This is a genomic window from Flavobacteriales bacterium (genome assembly GCA_025210805.1).
In the GTDB taxonomy this organism is placed as follows: domain Bacteria; phylum Bacteroidota; class Bacteroidia; order Flavobacteriales; family CAJXXR01; genus JAOAQX01.
Genome location: JAOAQX010000005.1, coordinates 161,783 through 185,464, shown reverse-complemented (window position 1 = coordinate 185,464; position 23,682 = coordinate 161,783). Strand labels below are relative to the sequence as shown.

General features: G+C 34.7%; 17 protein-coding genes. 5 read left to right on the top strand and 12 right to left on the bottom strand.

Annotation, left to right across the window (positions count from 1 at the left end):
• Nucleotides 1-35 precede the first annotated feature (35 nt).
• From N4A45_02605 to N4A45_02595, 3 genes are all read left to right on the top strand, one after another.
• Nucleotides 36-2,165, top strand: a complete 2,130-nt coding sequence (locus tag N4A45_02605; GenBank protein MCT4664109.1) for a hypothetical protein — start codon at nt 36-38, stop codon at nt 2,163-2,165.
• 167 nt (nt 2,166-2,332) lie between these two features.
• Nucleotides 2,333-3,181: an FkbM family methyltransferase gene (locus N4A45_02600; GenBank protein MCT4664108.1), complete on the top strand. Its 849-nt coding sequence runs from the start codon at nt 2,333-2,335 to the stop codon at nt 3,179-3,181.
• Nucleotides 3,182-3,244: 63 nt separating this feature from the next.
• A complete protein-coding gene (locus tag N4A45_02595; protein MCT4664107.1) occupies nt 3,245-3,652 on the top strand; it encodes a hotdog fold thioesterase in 408 nt (135 codons plus the stop codon).
• A gap of 229 nt (nt 3,653-3,881) precedes the next feature.
• Here N4A45_02595 and N4A45_02590 read toward each other — a convergent pair whose 3' ends face one another.
• Complete coding sequence (locus tag N4A45_02590) at nt 3,882-4,469, bottom strand: PorT family protein (GenBank protein ID MCT4664106.1); 588 nt, start codon at nt 4,467-4,469, stop codon at nt 3,882-3,884.
• Nucleotides 4,470-4,761: 292 nt separating this feature from the next.
• Between N4A45_02590 and purL the strand changes: the two genes are divergently transcribed.
• Nucleotides 4,762-8,415 carry a phosphoribosylformylglycinamidine synthase gene (purL, locus tag N4A45_02585; protein MCT4664105.1) on the top strand — a complete coding sequence of 1,218 codons (3,654 nt, stop codon included), beginning with the start codon at nt 4,762-4,764 and terminating at the stop codon, nt 8,413-8,415.
• 752 nt (nt 8,416-9,167) lie between these two features.
• Here purL and N4A45_02580 read toward each other — a convergent pair.
• The 11 genes from N4A45_02580 to N4A45_02530 form a co-directional block, all read right to left on the bottom strand.
• A complete protein-coding gene (locus tag N4A45_02580; GenBank protein MCT4664104.1) occupies nt 9,168-10,142 on the bottom strand; it encodes a hypothetical protein in 975 nt (324 codons plus the stop codon).
• Between the two features lie 165 nt (nt 10,143-10,307).
• Nucleotides 10,308-11,405: a methyltransferase gene (locus N4A45_02575; protein ID MCT4664103.1), complete on the bottom strand. Its 1,098-nt coding sequence runs from the start codon at nt 11,403-11,405 to the stop codon at nt 10,308-10,310.
• A gap of 475 nt (nt 11,406-11,880) precedes the next feature.
• A complete protein-coding gene (locus N4A45_02570; GenBank protein ID MCT4664102.1) occupies nt 11,881-12,354 on the bottom strand; it encodes a biopolymer transporter ExbD in 474 nt (157 codons plus the stop codon).
• A 5-nt stretch (nt 12,355-12,359) separates the two neighbouring features.
• The gene (locus N4A45_02565) at nt 12,360-12,887 is read right to left on the bottom strand and encodes a biopolymer transporter ExbD (protein MCT4664101.1); all 528 of its coding nucleotides are present in this window, start codon (nt 12,885-12,887) and stop codon (nt 12,360-12,362) included.
• Nucleotides 12,888-12,894: 7 nt separating this feature from the next.
• Nucleotides 12,895-13,344 carry a hypothetical protein gene (locus N4A45_02560; protein ID MCT4664100.1) on the bottom strand — a complete coding sequence of 150 codons (450 nt, stop codon included), beginning with the start codon at nt 13,342-13,344 and terminating at the stop codon, nt 12,895-12,897.
• A 15-nt stretch (nt 13,345-13,359) separates the two neighbouring features.
• Nucleotides 13,360-14,055, bottom strand: a complete 696-nt coding sequence (locus N4A45_02555) for a MotA/TolQ/ExbB proton channel family protein (protein ID MCT4664099.1) — start codon at nt 14,053-14,055, stop codon at nt 13,360-13,362.
• 183 nt (nt 14,056-14,238) lie between these two features.
• Nucleotides 14,239-15,264: an asparaginase gene (locus N4A45_02550; GenBank protein MCT4664098.1), complete on the bottom strand. Its 1,026-nt coding sequence runs from the start codon at nt 15,262-15,264 to the stop codon at nt 14,239-14,241.
• Between the two features lie 99 nt (nt 15,265-15,363).
• Nucleotides 15,364-16,140: a TatD family hydrolase gene (locus N4A45_02545; GenBank protein MCT4664097.1), complete on the bottom strand. Its 777-nt coding sequence runs from the start codon at nt 16,138-16,140 to the stop codon at nt 15,364-15,366.
• A 12-nt stretch (nt 16,141-16,152) separates the two neighbouring features.
• Nucleotides 16,153-17,340, bottom strand: coding sequence for a hypothetical protein (locus N4A45_02540; GenBank protein MCT4664096.1), 1,188 nt, complete (start codon nt 17,338-17,340; stop codon nt 16,153-16,155).
• Nucleotides 17,333-19,255 (bottom strand): ATP-binding cassette domain-containing protein, encoded by a 1,923-nt coding sequence (locus N4A45_02535; protein MCT4664095.1) that lies wholly within the window; start codon nt 19,253-19,255, stop codon nt 17,333-17,335. The genes N4A45_02540 and N4A45_02535 overlap by 8 nt, the downstream gene beginning before the upstream one ends.
• Nucleotides 19,249-20,313: an FAD-binding oxidoreductase gene (locus N4A45_02530; GenBank protein ID MCT4664094.1), complete on the bottom strand. Its 1,065-nt coding sequence runs from the start codon at nt 20,311-20,313 to the stop codon at nt 19,249-19,251. Before N4A45_02530 ends, N4A45_02535 begins: the two co-directional genes overlap by 7 nt.
• Before the next feature lie 555 nt (nt 20,314-20,868).
• Between N4A45_02530 and N4A45_02525 the strand changes: the two genes are divergently transcribed.
• Entirely contained in the window at nt 20,869-23,658 is a 2,790-nt protein-coding gene (locus tag N4A45_02525) for a hypothetical protein (protein MCT4664093.1), read from the top strand.
• Nucleotides 23,659-23,682 lie beyond the last annotated feature (24 nt).

The window sequence follows — 23,682 nt, the reverse complement described above, 5'->3', positions numbered from 1 at the left end:
GACTTTCTATAAATTGGCTTAAATTAAATATCATAATGAAACAAATTCTATTTACCTTATTCGTATTTCTAAATTATTACTCATTTGCACAAAGGCATTACCTTCCTCATGGTGGTGTTTTCACCCCAAAGGGCGACATACATTCCTTAATTATCTTTGTTGGATTCAATGACTCTTATACAGAAAATGGAATTCAAAAACCTTATAATCATATCCATTATAAAAATTGGGATATAAAAAACGGTCAAGAACTCCCCTTTTTTGTAGATCCTGAAAATGGAAACATCAATTTACTCAACGAATTTCCAGAAGAAATAAAATTTAACGAACTCGATAATCTCAGCTCCTACTACTACACCATGTCTTTAGGGAAATTTAGATTCACAGCCGAAACACTTCGAGATCAGCAAACAGGAAAACCTATAAGAATTGATATTCCCAATAACCGACTCAGTTCTATCAATCAAATGAATCATGCCGTGATGGACTCTGTGTATAGAAAATTTCCAAATATGGATTGGTCTCGGTTTGATAAAAGAACGAATTTCCCACAATATCTCTCAGACAATAGTGTCTCTAAACCCGATGGCAAACCTGATTATATCATCTTTATTTATCGAAATAATCCTGCAACAATTGCCAAAACAAACAAAAGAATGCTGGGATGGGGAGGCGGAATAGCAACGTCTTTTCTACATGGAAAAAAAATAGGAAATCTTCAACTAGACAACGCTGGCTATACATGTAGTGACGAATCATCTGGAAGTAAAAGGAAATTTATGTCTATGTTTCTTCACGAAGTAGGACATAAACTTTTTAAAGGCGTACACTATAATGGTGCAAACGGAAGTATTGGTAAATATTTTTTTGCTCCTAATGGCGCTTATGGAATGATGAACTCATTAAACTGGATGAACATGAGTGCCAATGGCTATGAACGCTGGGTAACAGGGTGGTTGGATATTGATAAAAACTACCCCGAAAAAAATATTTCCATGGAAATTAAACAAAAATCCGATACCTTCATTCTAAGAGATTTTGTGACTACGGGAGATCTTATTAGACTTCCTATTCCTGGTAAAAAAAATCAATTTGTATGGATCGAAAATCATTTAAATCATTCTCCTTTTGAGATAGGGCAATTCACAGAAAAAACGCCCAATATAACAGGTGAAAAAGTTCCACCATTAGATGCGGGTTGCTATGTGTATGTAGAGGGAATGAGCAAAGACCGACACGCTTTACCTTCCTATGGAAATAACCATCATACCAATGCTTTTTATATGCTTCACCCTAGAGGAAATAAAGATTATTTTGTGGATGAAAAATTTGAAAGAAGCTGGAATTATTATTGGTATAACCCCGTATTTACCTTTAAAGAAGGAAAAGATAATCCGCTTGCAGGACACAATCCTTTTATGAGATTTATTGGAGATTTTCCAGAAAAATTTGATAAAAATCGTAAGCCAAATGGAGCGATTACCTTTCGTCATAATTCTCATAGAGGAAAACTTGAGAGTGTTCCTTTTATTAAGGAAAAAAGTGGGGATCAATCTCTGTACACTTTTTACACTTTCGGTGGTAGAAATACCGAAGGTTCTTCCCTGGGGTTAAGAAACTCTTTTTTTCAAGATCAAGATGAAATTTCTATGTCTGGTATTGTACCAATAACAAGTTTGAGACTTCCTCAACATGCCAAAACCTATAATTTTGAAGTAAATGGAATGAATATTTCCTTTAAAGAGAAAACAGGTGGCGAAATGCAAGTTATTGTACGGTATGATGATTTTGAAATCCGAAAGAATAAACGATGGTGTGGTTCTATTTTAGTTCCAAAAAATCATCTAAACACAAAAGAACCAAGTCTCATACTTAAAAAAGGAAAAAAGATTTTCTTAGAAAAATCGCTCACTCCTACCACTTATATCAAACAAAATGATGGATCCTTTTCTCCCAAAACAATAATGAATATCACGGGTAATGTAGTTTTAGAAAACAGAGCCAAAATAATTTTAAGAGATAGCAGTCAATTATTTATTGATAGAAAAGCTCAAATAGATTTTGGCTGTGGTTCAAAAATTATTGTGGAAAAAGGCTCTAAATTAATTATTGAAGAAGGGGCGAATTTGCTAAATATTAAACCAAAAAGTATCAAAAGACTTTAATGAAGATATATAACTTTGTCTTTGAAAGGTTTTACTTTTTCTTCAGACTATTAGTGCATCATATCGATTGCTTATCACATTAGCCTCACATTGTTTATCGAATTTCAATAGGTTATTGATAGAAAGCGCATCGGTAACTAACACCTGAAACGGTATAAAGTGCATTTATGATTAAGTTTTCTACAAAAACCAATTTTCGAATTGTGGCGTTCACCCAATTTTTTATTGTAAAAATTGGGCGTTTTTTCTCTAAAACACCTTACCACCTTAGCTGCAAACGACAAGGAATTAAGTGGACACTAGACCTCAACGAGGTAATTGATTTTATGATCTATTTTATGGGTTCTTTTGATAAAGAAAGTATCAATCAATCTAAAAAAAACATCAAGCCTACAGATGTCATTTTGGATATTGGTGCCAATATGGGTTCTTATGCCTTACCTCTTTCTAAAAACCTTAACGGACAAGGTAAAATATACGCTTTTGAACCTAGTGAACATATTTTTAAAAAACTGCAAAAAAATATCGATAATAATCCACATTTAAAATCGAAAATAGTTCCAATTCAAGCTTTCATTCAAGATTTTTCTATGGAGACACCAAAAGAAGTGTATGCCTCATGGAATATGGAAAACAAAATTGAAAGACACGAAAAACATCAAGGAGTGATAACTCCCACTTCAAAAGCTATCTCCATGAGTATCGATCAATTTGTGGAAAAAGAACAACTAAAACAATTAAACTTTATCAAAATTGATGTGGATGGTTATGAAAAACAAGTTCTTTGGGGCGCTCAAAAAACTCTAGAAAATTGGAAACCAAAAATATTTTTGGAACTCTGTCCATATATTCTAGAAGAGCATCATACTTCCGTAGAAGAGCTATTAACTTTTCTTCAAAACTTTGGATATGAATTTCATTCTAGCAATCTCAAAAAGAAATTCGAAAACATTCAACAAATAGAAAAGCAAATTCCTAAAATGGGGACCATCAATATTTTTGCTTTGAGTAAATAAACCATTTCTCTTCAGAAAACACACAAACCTAAAGTTTTTCCTACCTTAGCTGAAATCGATGACATGACAGCAACAGAAATTGTAAATAAAATGATGGAAAACGATGCTTTTAGCCAATGGCTGGGCATCCAAGTGGAAGAGATAAAACCTGGTTTTGCAAAACTTAGTATGACCACCCGTCAAGAAATGACCAACGGTTTTGGAATCATACATGGCGGAATTTCTTATGCCCTTGCCGATAGTTGCTTGGCTTTTGCTGCTAATGGTCATGGGATCCAATCTGTTTCTATTGAAACCTCCATCTCTCATACTAAACCTATTAAGCCACAAGAAAAAATTACGGCAAAAGCCCTCCAAAAAAACCTCACAAAACGCATTGGTATCTACGAAATTATCATCCAAAATGAAAAAGAAGAAACCGTTGCACTTTTTAAAGGGACTGTTTATCGTACTGGGAAGGAGTGGGAATAGTTTTGTATTAAGGCTACTCACGAAAAAATAAGGACAAGCGCTGCAATTTAATCCCACTTCGAAAGGGAGAAGGGGGATATTGCATACTGTTTCATAATCGAATTACTTTTCTTTTTATAGTTTCTTTTTCGGGGTGTTTGCGTTGTGTTATCCAATTGCAAACGAAATTAGCTTACTCACTTTGTTTTGCTTGATGTCCATGAGTAAACTAATACAAGAAACGGTAAAACTAAAAATCAAGAGTCAACCCCAGCATGATAAAATAATTTTGCAAATGGCCATTTCCATATTTATTCACCTTTGAAAAACCATAAGAATAACGCACAAATAAATTATATTCATGATCCAGTTTTATTCCAACACCTGCGTTTCCAGAGATATCCAATTTATCAAATAACTCTGAGATATCTTGACTATCGTAGTCCTTTGCTCCTATTTCTGCAAAAAGAAGATACCCTACTTGTGGACCCAACTCAAGATAAACAGACCGTGTTAAATAATACTGAATCATAACAGGAACTTGGAAATACCCAAAATTAATATTGGCATTGACACCATTAACATTGTCACCAAATCCTTGAAAAGCCAAATTGAGTCCTGACTTTAGATACACTTTCTGTTTTAAAGCACCTTTTATCGTAATACCTGATAAGATTCCGACTTTAGGTTTTAAACTTGCTACACCTCTAACACCTGCTGCTCCTACTGCTACATCTATCCCAAATGTAACCGATTTTTTTGCTGGATAGCCATTCTGAGCGTATGTATCTAACATTCCCACAAAAAGAATGAGTATTAGCTTAAATATATTCTTCATAGATTTTATTTATGTCTTTGATATTCTTGAAATAACCAAATTAAATATCCAAAAGTTTAATCAATTTTGAGAATCTAAGATGGTTCTTTATATAAATGGTATTCAAGAGCTAAAATAATAAAATAGAATGAGAAATATCCTCTTAAAAAAAGAAAAAGATTCTCTGCCCATATCCTTATTTAAATATTATTCCAAGAAACGCCATGATAATTCAGTAAAGACCTATGCCATGGTCTGCACAAATTAGATTAAATTTGTCGTTTAAGAACCTGGCTATAAAATTTTAGAACCTATGCTGTCATTTTTTAAAGGAAAATCTCAAGAAATTTATGCACTTCAAAGTGCCCAATCCCTTACGAAGGAAACGATTGAAAAACTCGTTTGGCTCTTAGGAAATGCTGAGTTTTTGAACCAAAAATCGCTCACGGGAAGCTATTTGGGACCTAGAAAAGAGATGATTTCGCCATGGAGCACCAATGCTGTGGAAATCACTCAAAATATGGGTATTTCGGGAATCGAAAGAATGGAAATTTATCTTCCTTTTACGGAAGGTATGGATTTTGATCCCATGTTGCAAGTCAAATTTTCTGAACTCAATCAAGAATTATTTGATATTGATATTGCTGTAGAAAAAATCTTAGAAATCGAAGATTTAGCAGCTTATAATGAACAAGAAGGATTGGCTCTTTCTGAGGAAGAAATAACTTATTTGGAAAGCGTTTCTCAAAAAATAGGACGAAAACTGACAGATTCTGAAGTTTTTGGATATTCGCAAATCAACTCAGAACACTGTCGTCATAAGATTTTCAATGGTACTTTTATTATTGATGGAAAAGAGCAAGAAAGCACGCTTTTTTCTATGATTAGAAAAACCTCCAAAGAAACACCCGATAATTTGGTTTCTGCTTATAAAGACAATGTGGCCTTCGTTGAAGGAATGGAAGTAACACAATTTGCCCCAAAAACAGGTGACAAAGCAGATTTTTATCAAAAAACAGACTATGATTCGGTACTTTCTCTAAAAGCCGAAACGCATAATTTCCCTACTACTGTTGAACCCTTTAATGGTGCTGCCACAGGTTCTGGAGGAGAAATCAGAGACCGTATGGCAGGTGGAAAAGGAAGTATTCCTTTGGCAGGTACAGCCGTATATATGACTTCTTATCCAAGACTAGAAAATGGTCGTGATCTTTCGGGTGGAATGGATGCCAGACCTTGGCTTTACCAAACACCTTTGGATATTTTAGTAAAAGCTTCTAACGGAGCTTCAGATTTTGGAAACAAATTCGGACAGCCACTTATCGCCGGTTCTGTACTAACCTTTGAACACGAAGAAGGAAAGAAATTCGGTTTTGATAAAGTAATCATGCTTGCAGGTGGAATAGGAATCGCTAAAAAGAAAGATGCCTTAAAAGAAACTCCCGAAAAAGGAGACAAAATAGTAGTGATGGGTGGTGATAACTACCGTATCGGAATGGGTGGATCTGCTGTTTCCTCTGTAGATACAGGAGAATTTGCAGGGCAAATAGAACTCAACGCCATCCAAAGATCCAACCCAGAAATGCAAAAAAGGGTAGCCAATGCCATTCGTACCATGTCTGAATGTGCTGAAAACCCTATTGTTTCTATTCACGATCATGGTGCTGGAGGACATTTGAACTGTCTTTCGGAATTAGTGGAAGAAACTGGTGGAAAAATTGACTTAGCAAAACTCCCTGTGGGAGATAAAACACTATCGGCAAAAGAGATTATCGGAAACGAATCTCAAGAAAGAATGGGACTGATCCTAAAAGCCGAAGATGTTGAGCAAATGAGAAAAATATCGGAAAGAGAGCGAGCTCCTTTCTATGTGGTTGGTGAAATTACAGATGATCACCGATTCTCTGTAGTTTCTTCAGAAAATGGAGAGGCACCTATTGAATTAGGTTTAGAAGATTTCTTTGGAAATTCTCCAAAAACCATTCTTGAAGATCAAGAAGAAAAAGCGAACTTTAAAGAATTAGATTATCAATTAGAAAACCTTGAAGCGCACATTTCTAATGTTTTACAACTAGAAGCCGTAGCGTGTAAAGATTGGCTTACCAACAAAGTAGATCGTTGTGTAAGCGGACGTGTTGCTCAACAACAGAATGTAGGTGAACTGCATATTCCATTGAGTAATGTAGGGGTTATGACACAAGATTATGAAGGAAAAGCTGGAATTGCCACTTCTATCGGTCATGCACCTATTAGTGCTTTGATTGATCCTGTAGCAGGATCTCGAAATTCCATTGCCGAAGCTTTAACCAATATCGTTTGGGCTCCCATAAAAGATGGTTTAAAAGGTGTTTCGCTTTCTGCAAACTGGATGTGGCCTGCCAAAAACGAAGGGGAAAATGCCCGATTATACAATGCTGTAGAAGGTGTGTCGGATTTTGCTTGTCAGTTGGGAATAAATATTCCAACAGGAAAAGATTCTCTTTCAATGACACAAAAATATGCCGACGAAAAAGTCTATTCTCCAGGTACGGTAATCATTTCAGGAATTGGGAACTGTACAGATATCAAAAAAGTGGTTACTCCAAACCTTAAACCGAGTCAAAACGATCATTTGATCTATATCGATTTCTCAAAAGATACTTTTAAACTTGGGGGTTCTTCTTTTGCCCAAACTCTAAATACTATTGGGAAAGGAACGCCAACGATTCAAGATGCAAGCTATTTTAAAAACGCCTTCAACTTTATCCAAGACTTGGTAGATGACCAAATTATCTTGGCAGGACACGATATTTCTGCAGGTGGAATGATCACTGCATTACTAGAAATGTGTTTCCCACAAAATGGAAGAGGATTGAATATTGATCTTTCTACCATAAAAGAAGAAGATTTAATGAAAATTCTCTTTGCAGAAAATGCAGGAATTTTATTACAAATAGAAGATCTTTATACCTTTGAAGAAAAAGCAAAACAAGCGGGAATTGATTTTATCAACTTAGGAAACTCCAATGAAGAAGCAAAAATCAATGTAAATTTTCAAGGGAATCTCTATAATTTTGATGTAAACAAATACCGTGATATTTGGTTCAAAACTTCTTATCTATTAGATAGAAAACAAAGTGGTGAAGAAAAAGCCAAAGAACGTTTTGAGAACTATAAAAATCATGAATTGAAATTCAATCTCCCAACTGGTTTTGATGGAAAACTTCCAGAACTAGCAGGTAAAAAGAAAATCAAAGCGGCGATTATCCGAGAAAAAGGATCGAACTCAGAAAGAGAAATGGCTCATGCTATGCATTTAGCAGGGTTTGAGGTAAAGGATATCCATACCACAGACTTGATGTCGGGTAGAGAAGATTTATCGGATGTCCATTTTATTGCGGCTGTTGGAGGATTCTCAAATTCCGATGTTTTAGGTTCTGCAAAAGGATGGGCTGGTGTGTTTAAATACAACGAAAATGCTAAAAAAGCTTTAGAAAACTTCGTAAAAAGAGAAGACACACTTAGTTTAGGAGTTTGTAATGGTTGTCAGTTATTTATGGAACTCGATTTGGTGTATCCAGAAATGGAAAATCATCCAAAAATGCACCATAATGATTCACACAAATTTGAATCGGGATTTGTATCCGTAGATATTCCTGAAAATAACTCAGTGATGCTTTCTTCCCTTGAAGGAACTTCTATGGGAATTTGGGTAGCACACGGTGAAGGTAAATTTGTGTTTGATAATAAAGAGGAAATAAATATAGTTTCCAATTATACTTATTCTACTTATCCTGCAAACCCAAATGGTTCTGAAGAAAATGCGATGGCAGTAGCCTCCAAAGATGGTAGAATATTGGCAATGATGCCACATTTAGAACGTTCGATCTTCCCATGGAACTGGGCACATTATCCAAATGCAACTGACGAGGTTTCACCTTGGATTAGAGCCTTTGAAAACGCTCATGATTGGATTGCTAAAAAGTAATAATTCACTTTTAAATACTCTATTAAAGTCACTCATTTTGGGTGACTTTTTTTGTGCTTGATGTTCTCGATGTTCTCGATACATATTGTAAGCCTTGTCAATTCGAGTGGTTTTTGATAGAATACAATGGAATCAAAAATTGTATCGAGAATAGCATACGATAATCAAAAAAGTTCTCGATACAAATTGTAAGCCTTGTCAATTCGAGTGGTTTTTGATGAAATGCAATGGAATCAAAAATTGTATCGAGAATGGCATACGATAATCAAAAAAGTTCTCGATATAAATTTCCTTCCGTTGCCCTACAGAAAATTCACTCGAACTGACAGAATTGATACAAATTTTCTTCCGTTGCCCTACAGAAAATTCACTCGAACTGACATAGTAAGCCTTGTCAATTCGAGTGGTTTTTGATGGAATACAATGGAATCAAAAATTGTATCGAGAATGGCATACGATAATCAAAAAAGTTCTCGATACAAATTTTCTTCCGTTGCTCTCCAAAGAAATCACTCGAACTGACAGAATTGATACAATTTCTTTGGAATGCAATAGAGTCAAAAATTGTTTCGAAAACAAAAAGGCTATTCAAATATTGAATAGCCTCCAACTGTGTTTATTGATGAATAAATTATATCAAGTATTATACCGATTACTTGATTACATCACTCACTTATTTCACTGCATTCATAGCTATTTTTTAGCGATGTATCGGCATTAAACCAGTGAGTAAATTAACAACATAAATGGTATTATTTGATAATTTTCATACTTTGATTATTATCAAAACGTAAAACAAACACTCCATGGTCAATATTTAGACCTACTTGATTCCCATTTATTCGTTGGGCATCTATTAACCTTCCATCAAAACTATACACAGATACACTTTTTAAAGCATCGGTTCCAAGGTACAACGTATTTGATTTTGTGTCAAAAAATGCATTATTAAGGACATTCACTTCCTCTATCGATAGCTGATTTGATACTCTTAGTGAAACTTGAGAATTAAAAGAATTTATAAAATCTTGTACTGATGGAAATGCTCCAGGAGCCAGAGTATTTAAGTAAGTATTCCATAGATTTTGAAAATCTGTCAAGGAAATTACCCCAAATCCATTACTGTTTAAAACAGCGATTATATTAGAATCTAATGTACCTGAAAGATCCACAAGGATACTTGAATCACCGGGAACCAAATCATTTGAGTCAAAGACTATATTTGTACCGCCAAAAATGAGATCTAATAGAGAATCATTCCAACTAGCAAACTGCCAGTTTGTTAATTGACTCAGAATTGTAGAATCTAATGCTATACTATCTAGCTGACCTAAAACCCAAGCACCTATAGTAACATTTCCAATTTGGATGGTAGAATCTAACGATCCACCAGAACCCGATCCACCTCCAGGATTTGTTGTAGGAACAGTAATGGTTACACATTGTGTATTATTACAATTTGCGTTCACAAAACTTGCACAAATGGTATATGTTCCAGGTGATAGTGTTGTGCTATACGTTAAGTAAGGATTTTGAGTAATTGCCACACCATCAAGTGTCCAGCTAAATGTAGAATTAGCAAATAGTGAGCTATCAATATTTCCAGAAAATTGCATTTCAAAAGTATAGGTTGAACCTACATTTGAATGGCTTACAGAACTTAAACATTGAGCGTAAGATTGTATTGCAAAGAATGCAAAAAAACATAAAGTAAATAATCTCTTCATAACCAGAATGTATTAATAATTAGTAATGCTAATTTCCTAATTATCAACAAATGGTTTATTCCTCATTTTTGAGGAAATAATACTAAACTGTAAATAATACCGAAGAGTAAATTGTCACCATAAAAGGTCTAATTTTTTAATATGAATTACTCTAGATATCTCACTTTAATACTTCGCTTCCAAAATTTCAAATTTTTCATTCCAAAGCAACTGAGAAACCGAAGTGAAAATATGCTTTAAATGTGTGGTATAGTTCAGGTGTCTATTTGCCACAATTACAAGTCTTCCTTCTGCTTTCAATTTGCGCTTTGCTTGTCTAAATAATTGAATTGAAACCTCGATATTATTTTCATTTTCAAAATGAAATGGAGGATTTGTGATAATTAAATCTAAGGAAGGTAGATTGATTTGATTTAAATCATTTTCACAATAAAAATGGGCATTTTTAGAGCTTATATTCATTTTGGCTGATTCTATTGCTAAGAGAAAATCATCGCTAGCATGCAATTCTATTTTTGGGTTTTGTTGTAATAAATGATGTCCGATAATTCCATTACCACAAGCCAAATCTAAAACCAATTCTTCATTTGGCTTTAATGTAAAATTTTCCAACAAAAATCTTGTGCCAAGATCGATATTCTTTGCCGAAAACACTCCGTAATATTGTTTTAAAACAGTACCCTGCCACTCGATATTATGAGTAAATTCTTTAGCTGGAAGATTTTTCTTAGGCTTAGACAATATCATTAATCGGGCTTTTTTCCAAGCTTTTGTTTGTTCCACTCCGTCAAAATATTTTTGGGCAATTTCGAGCCAAGACTTGGTGAAATATTTGGTCATAAACCCTAAAACAACTTGTGATTCCTGAGGAGCAGATTGAGCTATTTTATCAAGCATAAAATCCAAAAAGTCCACAGATTTGGGCATTTTCACCAAATAAAAATCTGATTCTTGGATGGCTATATCAGGTGAGAGATAGGCTCTGGAATAAGTTTCTTTTGTCTGATGTTTTTTATATTGAAAATCCAATGCTTTTTCTTGGCTGGAATAGTGTAAATAGTTCATAGAATCTCTTTGATTCATTAAAGTACCCAACACCCCCATCCTGTCATTAAAAATAGCGTACCGAGCTTCCTTGAAATCCTTAACATATTCTGCCATAAGAATATCGGCAGTAGAATAAGCTCTTAAAGACTTATTGGTAGTTTCTGGATATCTTTGGAAGGAGAATATTTGATCTTTATAGCTTACTCGAGGATCCATGCCTTTTGTGTTTTTTAAGCAAATATAATATGCTTATCATTTATACGATGGCTCGTATCATGAAAAAAACAAGTTGTTAGACAGTTAAGGTAACCTAAAAAGACATGTCATTTTCCCCAAATACAGTAGTTACCTATTTTTAACTACTATTTCGTAATGACAGACGATTCTTTATCTAAGTGTAATCCTTAAGATGCGATGCCTAGAACAACTTGTTTATTAACACGTAAGTTTTTTCTTTTTCGAAGTATTTCGTTGTAGAACTCTTCTTCCCTCCCTATATTTCGGGAGGACTTATGCTAGTGTGTAAATTTAACTACAAATGATATAATATTTAAAAACAAACGAATTTACTCGATTCCATTGAAAATCATAACAAAAAACACAACAACCTATCAAAAACATGATATTTATCACGTAAAAAAGCCTCTTATCAAGTTTTGATAAGAGGCTTTTTAAAAAATGAAATGAGTAATTATTTCTTTACTGCCAATCTTTTTGAAGCATACATGATACGGTATTGTTGTACCTCACGTAATTCTTCTTTAATATCGGTAATAATTCCCATTGTTGTTTTCTCATCTGCTTTTATTACAGCAGTAAGTGCTGGAATTTCTTCTTCTCTACGAGTATCTCTATTGGTGTGTACCCAACTTTTGATTTCAGCAACATCGGCAAAAGCATCGTTTAGTTGAATCTTTGGAGTTTTTCCATACTGTGCTTGAAGCTTTGCAGATGGTGGACCCACATAGATATAATCTACTAATGATTTTCTTTTGATTTTGGAAACTTCTGAAGCTCCCGGTAATGAATTCTGAACCAAAAGGGTATTTTCACGCATTACGGTAGAAACCATAAAGAAGAATAAAAGCATGAATACGATATCTGGCAAAGATGCCGTAGATATCGGAGCCATTTTTCCTGAGCCTTTTTTCTTAAACTTACTCATAGTCTTTATTCTTTAATTGGTTCTGCCTCCGAGATATTCATCGGATAAGCTTTTCTGATTTCCTTTTGTTGATCTTTGGCAAGATCTTCATAGTTCTTTCCAAATTTACCTTGGGCAGCATCGTTTCTTACTTTGGTATAAGCCGCTGTAAGTTTATCTTGAACTGCAAGGTAGGTTTGGTAGTCCGTAAAGCGGTGATTTCTTAAAGAAACAACTGCTTTTTTAGGATCTTCTGCCATATTCTCTGCTTTACTGGTAAGGAATCTGATAGTTTCTGCTGTCAGATTGTTGATATCCATAGGATTATCCTCTACAAGTAAGTCATTATTTTGGTTGATCAATACTACAAAGATATTTCTATCTTTTACTGGTGGTGGATCAACAATATCTGTCATCTTCGGAGGAAGTTTTCTAAAGATTCCTGTATCCACATCCATAGTAGTTGTTACCAGAAAGAAGATTAGCAAAAGGAAGGCGATATCCGCCATGGAACCTGCATTTATTTCAGGTAGTTCTCTTTTTTTTCTGGCCATAACTCTATTATTTTATTGCACTGTAAATTTCACCTACAATGGCTCCAACAATAGCTACGGCGGCAATCCAATAGAAAGAGAATAATCCTGTACCAACGTTTTTAGAAACGGCAGCATCTACATCAAACTCCAACCATTTTGTTTCTACCACATCACTAGCTTGTCCTGAAGCGATGAAATAAATTACTAATAATCCTAAAATTGCTCCACCAATTGGGATCAAGTTTTTAGGTTGTTTCAACATGTTTACTACGGAGAAAACCAATGATATTCCAGCGGCAATATAAATCACCCATAGTGTATAACTTAGTGCAGGACCGATCACTGAATCCTGTAAGTCTGTGTTTCCATCGAAGGCATCGTCTCCATTTGATACAATCTGGAAGTAGTAATATACCCCCACAAGCATCAAAATGGCAACCACTACCATCAATATTTTACTTAAATTCTTATTCATAGTCTTGGTTAAGAATTATTTGTTATGCTTAGCTAGTAAGTCAATCAAAGAAACTGAAGCATCCTCCATATTATTTACTAAAGAATCTACTTTAGAAAGGATGTAGTTATAGAAAATTTGAAGGATAATTGCAGCGATCAAACCGAATACAGTTGTTAATAGGGCTACCTTAATACCTCCTGCTACCAATGAAGGTTGAATATCTCCTGCTTCTTGGATGGCATCAAATGCTTCGATCATACCGATTACCGTTCCCATAAATCCAAGCATTGGAGCTAGAGCGATAAATAATGAAATCCAAGAGATGTTTTTTTCCAAACGTCCCATTTGAACAGCTCCATAAGCGATTACTGCTTTTTCTGCAGCATCAAGTCCTTCGCTAGCTCTATCAAGCCCTTGCCAGAAAATAGAAGCAACGGGTCCTCTTGTGTTTTTACAAACGTCTTTTGCAGCTTCTACACCACCTGATGCTAGCGCTTCTTCTACATTTTTGATTAATTTGTTTGTGTTTGTGGTAGCCATGTTAAGGTAAATAATTCTTTCGATGACAATTGCCAAACCAAGAATAAGTACCAATAGTACAATTCCCATAAACATAGGACCTCCCTCAATAAACTTCTCCTTTAAGATTTGGTGGAAGTTCTGATCTTCAGCAGCAAATGTAGGCACTGAAGTTAGCATAGCTACAGCAAGAAATGATAGTTTTTTCATCTTCTTTTTTCGATTAGTTTTTGTTTTACTTGTTCTCTTTTTATTTCTAAAACGTAGATTTTAGAAAATCATTGCCTTTTTTAATAAAGCAATTATTTCCTAGGGCAAATTTTTTGAACTTGCCTAAAATCTATGGCAAAATACAAAATTTTCGGAAAATGTGAATGGATGTTAAAAAATCCCTTAGCGTTCTCCTCGAATATTTTTTAGAATTATTTCCTTTTTTCTTTCATGAGAAATGGGTTGTGCCAGTACGTGCATGAGCTTACAAATGGTTGCTTCATAAGACATTTCGCCACCTGAAATAACACCTATTTTTTGTAATTCTCTACTGGCTTCATATTTTCCTTGCTCCACAGAACCTCCTAAGCATTGGCTAATATTAACAATAACTTTACCTTGATTTATCGCTTTTTTAAGCAAAGCCGTCCATTCTGGTTTATTCCCAATATTTCCTGCCCCAAAGGTTTCTATAACGATTCCCTTAATTTTTTCATCAAGAATTAAATTCTGATAAAATTGGGCGTCTATTCCTGGAAATAGTTTTATGCTAATGATATTTTTTTCTAATGCCGTATTGAGTTTTATTGTTTGAAAAGTTAAAGGATGATGTATCAAGTCTCTTTTCCACATCATATTAACTCCTGCTTCTGCCAATGGTGGATAATTATAAGAACCAAAGGCATCAAAGCGTTCTGCGTCTAGCTTAGAGACTCTATTTCCTCTATATAATTTGTATTCAAAATATACCGCTACTTCGGGAATCATAGCCAAACCGTTTTCATAAGAAGAAGCTATTTCTAAAGAAGTAATTAAGTTCTCCCTGGCATCTGTTCTAGGAACTCCCATAGGCAATTGTGAACCCGTTAGGATTATTGGTTTGTCTAAATTTTCGAACATAAAACTCAATGCCGAAGCCGTAAATGCCAATGTATCTGACCCATGTAGAATCACAAAGCCACAATAGCTTGAATAGTGTTCATGGATAACTGTTGCCATTTCTACCCAATCATCAGCTGTCATATCCGATGAGTCCTTACTTTCTTTTGTGGAGATTACATCATAAGATATTTCTAACTGACCGAGTTCTGGAATTGAGTTTTGCATACCCTCAAAATTCACGGGCATCAGACTTCCTGTTTCAGGATTTTTTCTCATCCCAATGGTTCCTCCAGTATATATCAATAATACTTTTTGCTTTTCCTGCATGAGTTCTTAATAAAAAAAATAAGTTTAAAGACCTAAATATACGAGTTTGAGATTAGAATAAATAAAGCTTGGTTCTCGTTTTTTTTGTAAACATAATTTTTAGTACGCTACAAAAAGATCCAAAGCATTTTGAGTAGTTTTTTCTTGAATTTCTTCTAAAGGCACATTCAAAACCTCAGATAATTTACTAGCTACCAAAGATATATATGATGTTTCGTTTCTCTTTCCTCTGTGTGGGTGTGGAGCAAGATAGGGCGCATCTGTTTCTAAGACAATATGAGACAGTATTTCTTTGGATTCATAAAGTGCCAAAGTTTTATCTAAGCCTCCATTTTTAAAAGTAAGAACTCCACCTAAACCCACTTTAAACCCTAAACTAAGAACTTGATCCAGTTCTTCTTTTCCTCCTGTAAAACAATGAAATATTCCTGTGAGTGGCGTTTTTCTATATTCTTCTAATACCTCAAACACTTCCTCAAAAGCATCACGAACATGAATAATTATCGGAAGATGATACGCTAATGCCCAATCACAATGTTGGCGAAAAACAGCTTTTTGTTCTTCTAGGTGGGTTTTATCCCAATATAAATCAATCCCTATTTCTCCAATAGCCGCAAAAGGTCTTGAAGCCAATTGAGATTTTACAAATTCCATTTCTGTATCATTATCTGCTGTTACAGAACAAGGATGTAAACCGATCATCAACTTTACCCAGTCGGGGTCTGCTTTTTCCATAGCCTCCATGGACGCAAAATAAGCTTGATCTATTGAAGGTAAGTAAATTTGTTTTACACCATTTTCTTTGGCTCTATTGATGGCTTCAGCTCGATCTTCATCAAATTTTGAGCTATATAAATGGGTATGCGTATCAATCATGGTAATTCTGAGTTAAAAATGATAAATTAGATAACTAACGAGTTGTTTTCTGGGAATTAGATTCGAGTTCTCAAAGGAGACTCCAAAAATATTATAACCTGCATATAGAGAGAAGTCTTTGGTCATATTGAGCTGTGCATAAATATTTCCATGCAATGTCTTATCATCCCAATAGAACCTTGAAGCGGCTCCCCATTCAAACTTTCTACTGGGAAAAAATTTAATCAAAGCTCCAAATTGTAGTTCATCAACAATCAGATCCTTTGTACCTGCTTCTGTAAAGATATTTAAAGATTTTTTAAGTGGTTTTGGATTCGAATGATAAGCAACTTCCACTAGCCAAAGCCAATGTCTATTGACTCTTTTTAGATATGCTAGATCAGCAATTATCACTTCACGAGCATTATCTCTATCTCGAAAATAGGTGATTTCTCCAGAGAATTCGGCTCCCCGATCCATGTCGCCTGTCCATCCTACACCAACGGTGTAATCATTGAGCACCTTCCCTCCTACTAACTGGAATTCATTCACACCTTTTTCCCAAAGCAATCTTGCTGAATATACGGAGTTCTTTTCTTGTCTTCTAGGTGCGGCGGCAACCTCTAAACTCATCGGACTTTTTTTACCAAAACGAAATTTTGCAGAACCCGACTCTACTCCAGATCTATTATCGATATCGAAACCAAGGATAGAATAGGTATTCATATAGTTATTGGCAGACCAAAGATAGGACTGAGACCACCAAAAACGCTGTTTTCCTATTTTGATTCTCACCAATTCATTTTTCCATTGGTAATGCCAAATATCAATTTCGGAATGCAGTAAAGTTTTATTTCCTTCTAGTAATACCCAGTTCAGATTTATTAAATCATTATTGGTTTTTAAATCTTTTATAAATGCTGACTGTTCTCCCTGTTTTCCATAAAAAAATCTATTTTGTGAGCTGACAAAAAGGCTGTTATATCGATCAAATTTTTGGAAATAATACAATCTTAAATGACCTAAATTCAACCCAATATGATCATTCTCTTGCCATTTAAAATAATCCTGAATATTTGCTGCACGCATAAATCCTCCAAAAACATAGCCCGTATTTGAGCTTGCATCTGGATAAAAAGGATTTGCCTTGTTGGTATTCCACTGTCCAAAAAGCGAGGTGTTTATCAATAGTAGTAGTCCTATTGTTAATTTTCTAATCATCAATTTCTAAACTTAATTCTTCCCATTCTTCTAATTTATCATTCAAAATTTTCTCACGGTCTTTTACCTCCTGAATAAATTTTGTTTGATCTTCAATGGGTTGTGAATAAAACGAATCTTCTGCCATTTCATTTTGCATTTGCTCAATTTTTGACTCTAATTCGTTGATTTCTTTTTCTAATTTATTGATTTTATTTTTAATTTTCTTTTTTTCTTTTTCCAGTTTCCAGTCATTCTGTCCTTTAGAAGAAGTATTTTCTTGAACTTCTGCTTCTTTTATTTGTTGTTCTACTTGTCTAAAATCATCAAAAGAACGAAGTTCTAAATATTCTTTTACTCCACCCAAAATTTCTTTTACCTTTCCTTCTCTAAACTCTAGAACTTTATCCGTTAATCCTTCCAAAAATTCTCGATCATGGGAAATAAGAATTACCGATCCTTGATAATCCTCTACGGCTTGTTTTAAAATTTCTTTGGACTGTATATCAAGGTGATTTGTGGGCTCATCGAGAATTAACAAATTGTGTGGTTTGAGCAAGAGTAAACAAAGTGCCAATCTTCCTCGTTCACCTCCTGAAAGAACCGATACTTTTTTCTCTACATCTTCTCCTTCAAACAAAAAAGAACCCAACAAACCTCGAACCTTCGGGCGGGTTTCTGCGTTAGCTTCATCTAGCACAGTATCTAAAACGGTCTTTGTGGTATCAAGTTTTTTGGCTTGGTCTTGGGCAAAATATCCTATTTCTACTTGATGACCTAAATCGAGCTTTCCTCGGTAGTCTTCCCACTCCTGCATGATGCATTTTACCAGCGTGGTTTTTCCTTGACCATTCTGACCTACAAAGGCAACTTTTTGTCCTCTTTCTAGCTCAAAATTTACTTTAGAAAATATTTTCTTTGTTCCAAAAGATTTCCCTACTTCTTCCATTTTGAGCACGACTTTTCCAGAGTGTGGTGCATCGGGAAATTTGAATCTCATGGTTTTTTGGTCCAGCTCATCTATGGAAATATCTTCCATTTTATCCAATTTCTTGATGAGTGTTTGGGCAAAAGCGGCTTTAGAACTTTTGTATCGAAATTTTTCTACTAAAGCTTCCAATCGTTTCTTTTCTTTTGCTTGATTTTCAAAAGCGGCAAGTTGTTGCTCTAGAAGTAATTCTCTTTGTTGAATATACTTATCGTAGTTTCCTTTATAGGCATACAATGTTCCGTGCTGTATTTCCACAGTTCTATTACATACTTGGTTTAAGAATGTCTTATCGTGTGATACCAATATAACGGCTCCTGGATAGTTCTTTAGAAATTTCTCTAACCAAACAATTGAATCGATATCAAGGTGGTTGGTAGGTTCATCCAGTAGAAGGATGTGGGGCTGTTGAAGGAGTAATTTTGCTAGTTCAATACGCATTCTCCATCCACCACTAAATTCGGTTGTGGGTTTTGTCCAGTCTTTTTCGGTAAACCCTAAACCTTCTAATATTTTGGCTATTTGAGCATCTTTTTGATGAATTCCCAAAAAATTTAAGCGATCATTTCCATCATTTATTTTTGAAATAAGCTTGGCATAGTCTTCAGATTCATAATCTTCTCTATGGCTTAGTTCCTCACTCCACTTGGCGACACTTTTTTCGAGTTGATTGATTTTTTCAAATGCTTTTTCACATTCTTGCCAAAGGTTTCCATCATTTGCAAAATCGAGATCTTGTCTAAGTAGCGCTATTTCTGTTTCTTTTGAATAGGAAATTGTCCCCGATTCATAGGATTCGTCTCCACAAATGAGTTTAAGCAAGGTAGATTTTCCTGCTCCGTTTTTACCCACTAAACCTATTCTGTCTCCAGCAACTAAGCGAAAACTGATTTCTTTAAATAGGTATTTACCCGAAAAATAGACGGAAACTTTGTGTATATCTAGCATTTGTAAAATCGTTTTATATCCCACTCAGGGTCTAGTTCTTTTTCTTCTAAAATAAAATTGATCAGCATTTCTACTGCTTTGGGAGCAAGCATCACACCTCTGGTTCCCATCCCGTTAAGAATATGCATATTTTTTTGTTCTTGATGCGAACCCAATAAAGGTCTTCTGTCTTTCACCGTAGGACGAATTCCAGCCTCTTGAGAAACAATCTCAAAATCACATTTGATAATTTTTTGAAGCTTTGTTTGCAGTTCTTCTTGCCCTTTCTCTGTTGGGACAAAATCTTTTTCTTCCCAATTAAATGTAGCACCTACTCTATATAAATCTTCGCCTAAAGGCATTAAAAATATTCCGGACTTGATCGTGAAATCCAATTGTAAGTTCGGTGCTTTTATTGTCATTAACTCCCCTTTTGTACCCATTAATGGAAGTTCCTTAAAATAAGGATTATTAGAAAGGTAGTAGCCTTCTGAGAAAATAATGTGTTGAGCACAGATATTTTGATAGTTCCAAGAATCATTTTCCCACAACAAATTTTCATAATGAAACTGTTGTTCTTCCAATGCTTCGTTTTCTTTTAAAAAAAATCTTGATGCACTGAGCAATTTAGGTAAATTCACTCTTCCTGTTTTCTTTACAAAGCCAAGACCGAATTCTGCATCAATTTGGTTGTTCTGGTTGGTTTCAATATTGGGTTGCATAAATGGCTCTAAAGATAACTGATCCGATTTTTCAAGCCAAAGTTCTGCTTCCTTGGTATTATGAAACTTTCTTGCTATTCTTTTTTCTTCCAAAAAACGAACAGATATTCGTTTTTCAATATCTCTATAATACGTTTCGAGTCCTTCCAATAGCTCGGGAGCTTTCCAAGCTAAGGTATACCTTTTTAAGACCAATGGATTATACATACCTGGTGCCACAGAACTAGAAACAGAAAGCCTTGGTTGATCAATCACCAAAACCTTTTTATTTCTTTTTATGAGTTCTAAAGCCAGCAAAGTTCCAGCAACTCCTTGCCCAATAATCAAGCAATCGTATTTTTTTGAGGATGCATTCATGGTACAAAAATAGGGTATTGAACTATGATGCGTGATATATTAGAGGCTTTTTTGTTTCACATCTGAAAATATAGCGTTATGATACATTAAAAAAACTGACTCTTATCGGTCATTTATTGGTCTATTACGAGCAGAAAGTTCAGTTGATAGCTTTTAAAAACCAGTTTAAGACTCATTTTAATCTTTAAGGAGAATTTATATCCACATATTAAATTGAAAAACTACTTTTACAACAATTCAAAGATATATTTTCATTTAACGAATATAAATGTTGAGGAATATAGTTGCACCCTTTGAAGAACTTTACTCACTTTGGATACTAAAACGGTTTTTGTGCGATATACTATTATTGGTTCCTGAGTAAAACTATTTTATTTTTTGTTTAGAGGTTATCTTTTTCTTATGAAAGGTAACCTCTTTTTGATTAATAACTCTATACTTGTTTGTATCTTAATTTGACTTTTCGAATACTTAAATCAGCCATTCCTAATTTATGTATATATAAACAAAGACATGATGCAATATTTTTGGCGCTTAAACAAATCAAATGTTATCATGAAAAAAATTGCATTACTGACCATACTACTGATTAGTTATTCGTATCACTCATTTTCTCAAGTGGGTATAGGAACAACTTCACCAAACTCATCTGCGAGATTAGATATTTCTGCCAATGATAAAGGTATTTTAATTCCTAGAATTGCTTTAACAAATACAACAACAGCTGCACCCGTTGCATCTCCAATGAAAAGTTTATTAATATATAATACCCAAACAATAAATGATGTAGCAGAAGGCTTCTATTTCTGGGATGGAAGCAAATGGGTTCCAATAACTACAGGTAATTCAACAAAATTTTTGAATTATGTGGATGGAAGCTCTGTAAATCAACCTAACTATTATACACATACAACCACACCTGGTACTTCAGGAAACAACAAAGTAAACATTGGTTTTGAAGCTGGAAACAACTCGGATGGAAGTAATCAAATCAATATTGGGTATCAAGCTGGAAAAGAAAATGATCAAAATAATGTTAATTTCTTAGGATATCAAGCTGGTCAAAACAACAGTCAAACTCATATAAATGGATTTGGATATCAAGCAGTTCAAAATAGTAATGGACATAATGTAAATGCCTTGGGTGCTTATTCAGCTGCAAACAATAGTGGAAACTATATCAATGCATTTGGAAACAAAGCCGCTGGAAACAATACTGGAGACTATATTAACGCAATTGGAATAGAGGCAGCTGATTCAAATACTGGTGATCGAATAATCGCTATTGGTAGGCAAGCTGGTAAAATTAATAATTCAGCTAATTATTTAACAGCGATAGGGTATCAGACAGGAAAATACAATAGCGGAGATGATGCAAATTTATTAGGTAGATATGCTGGGATGCACCAAACTGGTGAAAAAATAGTTGCAATAGGTGTTTCTGCTGCTAGAAATAATAATGGAAATAATGTAGTTGCATTGGGAACGAATTCTGCTTTAGTGAATAATCAAAATGAAGTGATTGCTATTGGTAACAGTACTGCTGACTCTAATAGAGGTTCAAATTTAATCGCATTAGGACAGCTAGCAGGAAGTAATAATAGTGGTACCCACAATATATTTATGGGAAATCAGTCAGGTGAATATGCGAATACAGGGTATAATGTTGGAATAGGATATAGAGCTCTTCAAAACAATACAGGCGAATATGTCCATGCCATGGGAATAAGTGCAGGTGTAGCGAATACGGGAAATCGAACAGTGTTATTAGGAGCTAATGTAGGATCAGTAAATAGAGCGGATGATGTGGTTGCTATTGGTAATTATACAGCAAACCGAAATACTGGACGCTACCTAAATGCTATAGGTGGACAAGCTGGAGACACAAATATTGGTGAATTCGTAACCACAATTGGTCATAACTCGGCAGGCAATAATAGTGGTGACTATATCAATGTTTTAGGATATTCTGTAGCTTCTAATAATGAAGGAAATTATCTAAATGCTATGGGATCTTTTTCTGCAATGGATAATACAGGAGAGAATGTAAATGCCTTTGGTAGGTATGCTGCCGATAGCAATAGAAGCTCTCACCTTAATGCTTTTGGGATGGAAGCTGGTTCCAATAACAAAAATTCTTCCTATGTAAATGCCTTTGGATCTAAAGCTGGTGAAAACAATAATGGAGGTAATCACAGCAATTTCATTGGAAATCTTGCAGGACAGAACAATACAGGATCCTTTGTAACATCCATCGGTTTGGAAGCAGGTAAAGAAAATACAGGTGATATGGCAAACCTAATTGGGCGAGTAGCAGGACAAAATAATACAGGTACAAATGTAAATGGACTAGGATACGAAGCTCTACAAAACAACATTGGTTCTGGTGTCTCAGCTCTCGGTAATAGTACTGCAAAAAACAATAGAGGGAATAATGTTGTTGCCATTGGAGCATCATCAGCTTTGAATAACACAGCCCACCAGTTGATTGCTTTGGGATATTTTGCAGGACAAGGTAATCAAGGGGTAAAATCTTCAACAATTGGTTATCAAACTGCTAGAGGAAACACGGGTGATAGACTTAATGCCTTCGGAGAACTGGCAGCAGATAGTAATACAGCAAGAGATGTAATAGCCATTGGTGGACATTCAGGTGAAAAGAACAAAGGTGAATACTTAAATTCTATAGGATATTTTGCTGCACAAAATAATACTGGTAATGATGTAATTGCTATTGGTCAAAGTGCTGGGCAAGAAAACGAAGGGGATAATAATATTTTTATTGGAGAAGGTTTAAACCAAGCACTTACAGGAGACAACAATATTATTATTGGAAGAAATCTTACTCTACCTGACATTGCAGGAAACAATCAAATCAATCTAAACAATAGAATCATTGTTCTAGAAAATGGTAATACAGGTATAAATATACCAACTCCTTCAAAACCTTTAGATATCGATGCCAATAATGATAATATTAGAATTAGAAATCTAACTGGAACAGGAAATACATTAGCCATTGACGCAAATGGAAATGTTTCCAAAGCATTTTCTGGGAATGTAAAAGCTATTACTAGCAAAACAGCTGATTATACTATGACCGCAAGTGATGAAATAGTTCTAGCTGATGCAACAGCTGCATTAAACATTACCCTACTTGAAACTCCACAAAACGGACAGACTGTTACAATAAAGAAAATTGCAGGTGGAAACAACGTGACTATTACAACGTCTGGTGCTGGAATCACCTTTGAGGGGGGAGCCACTACTAATTCTATTCCTGTAGCCTTTCAGTTCTATACCTACGCATTTTATAATAATATTTGGTACAAAATCAATCAATAAGAAATCTTAATTAAAAATGTAAAA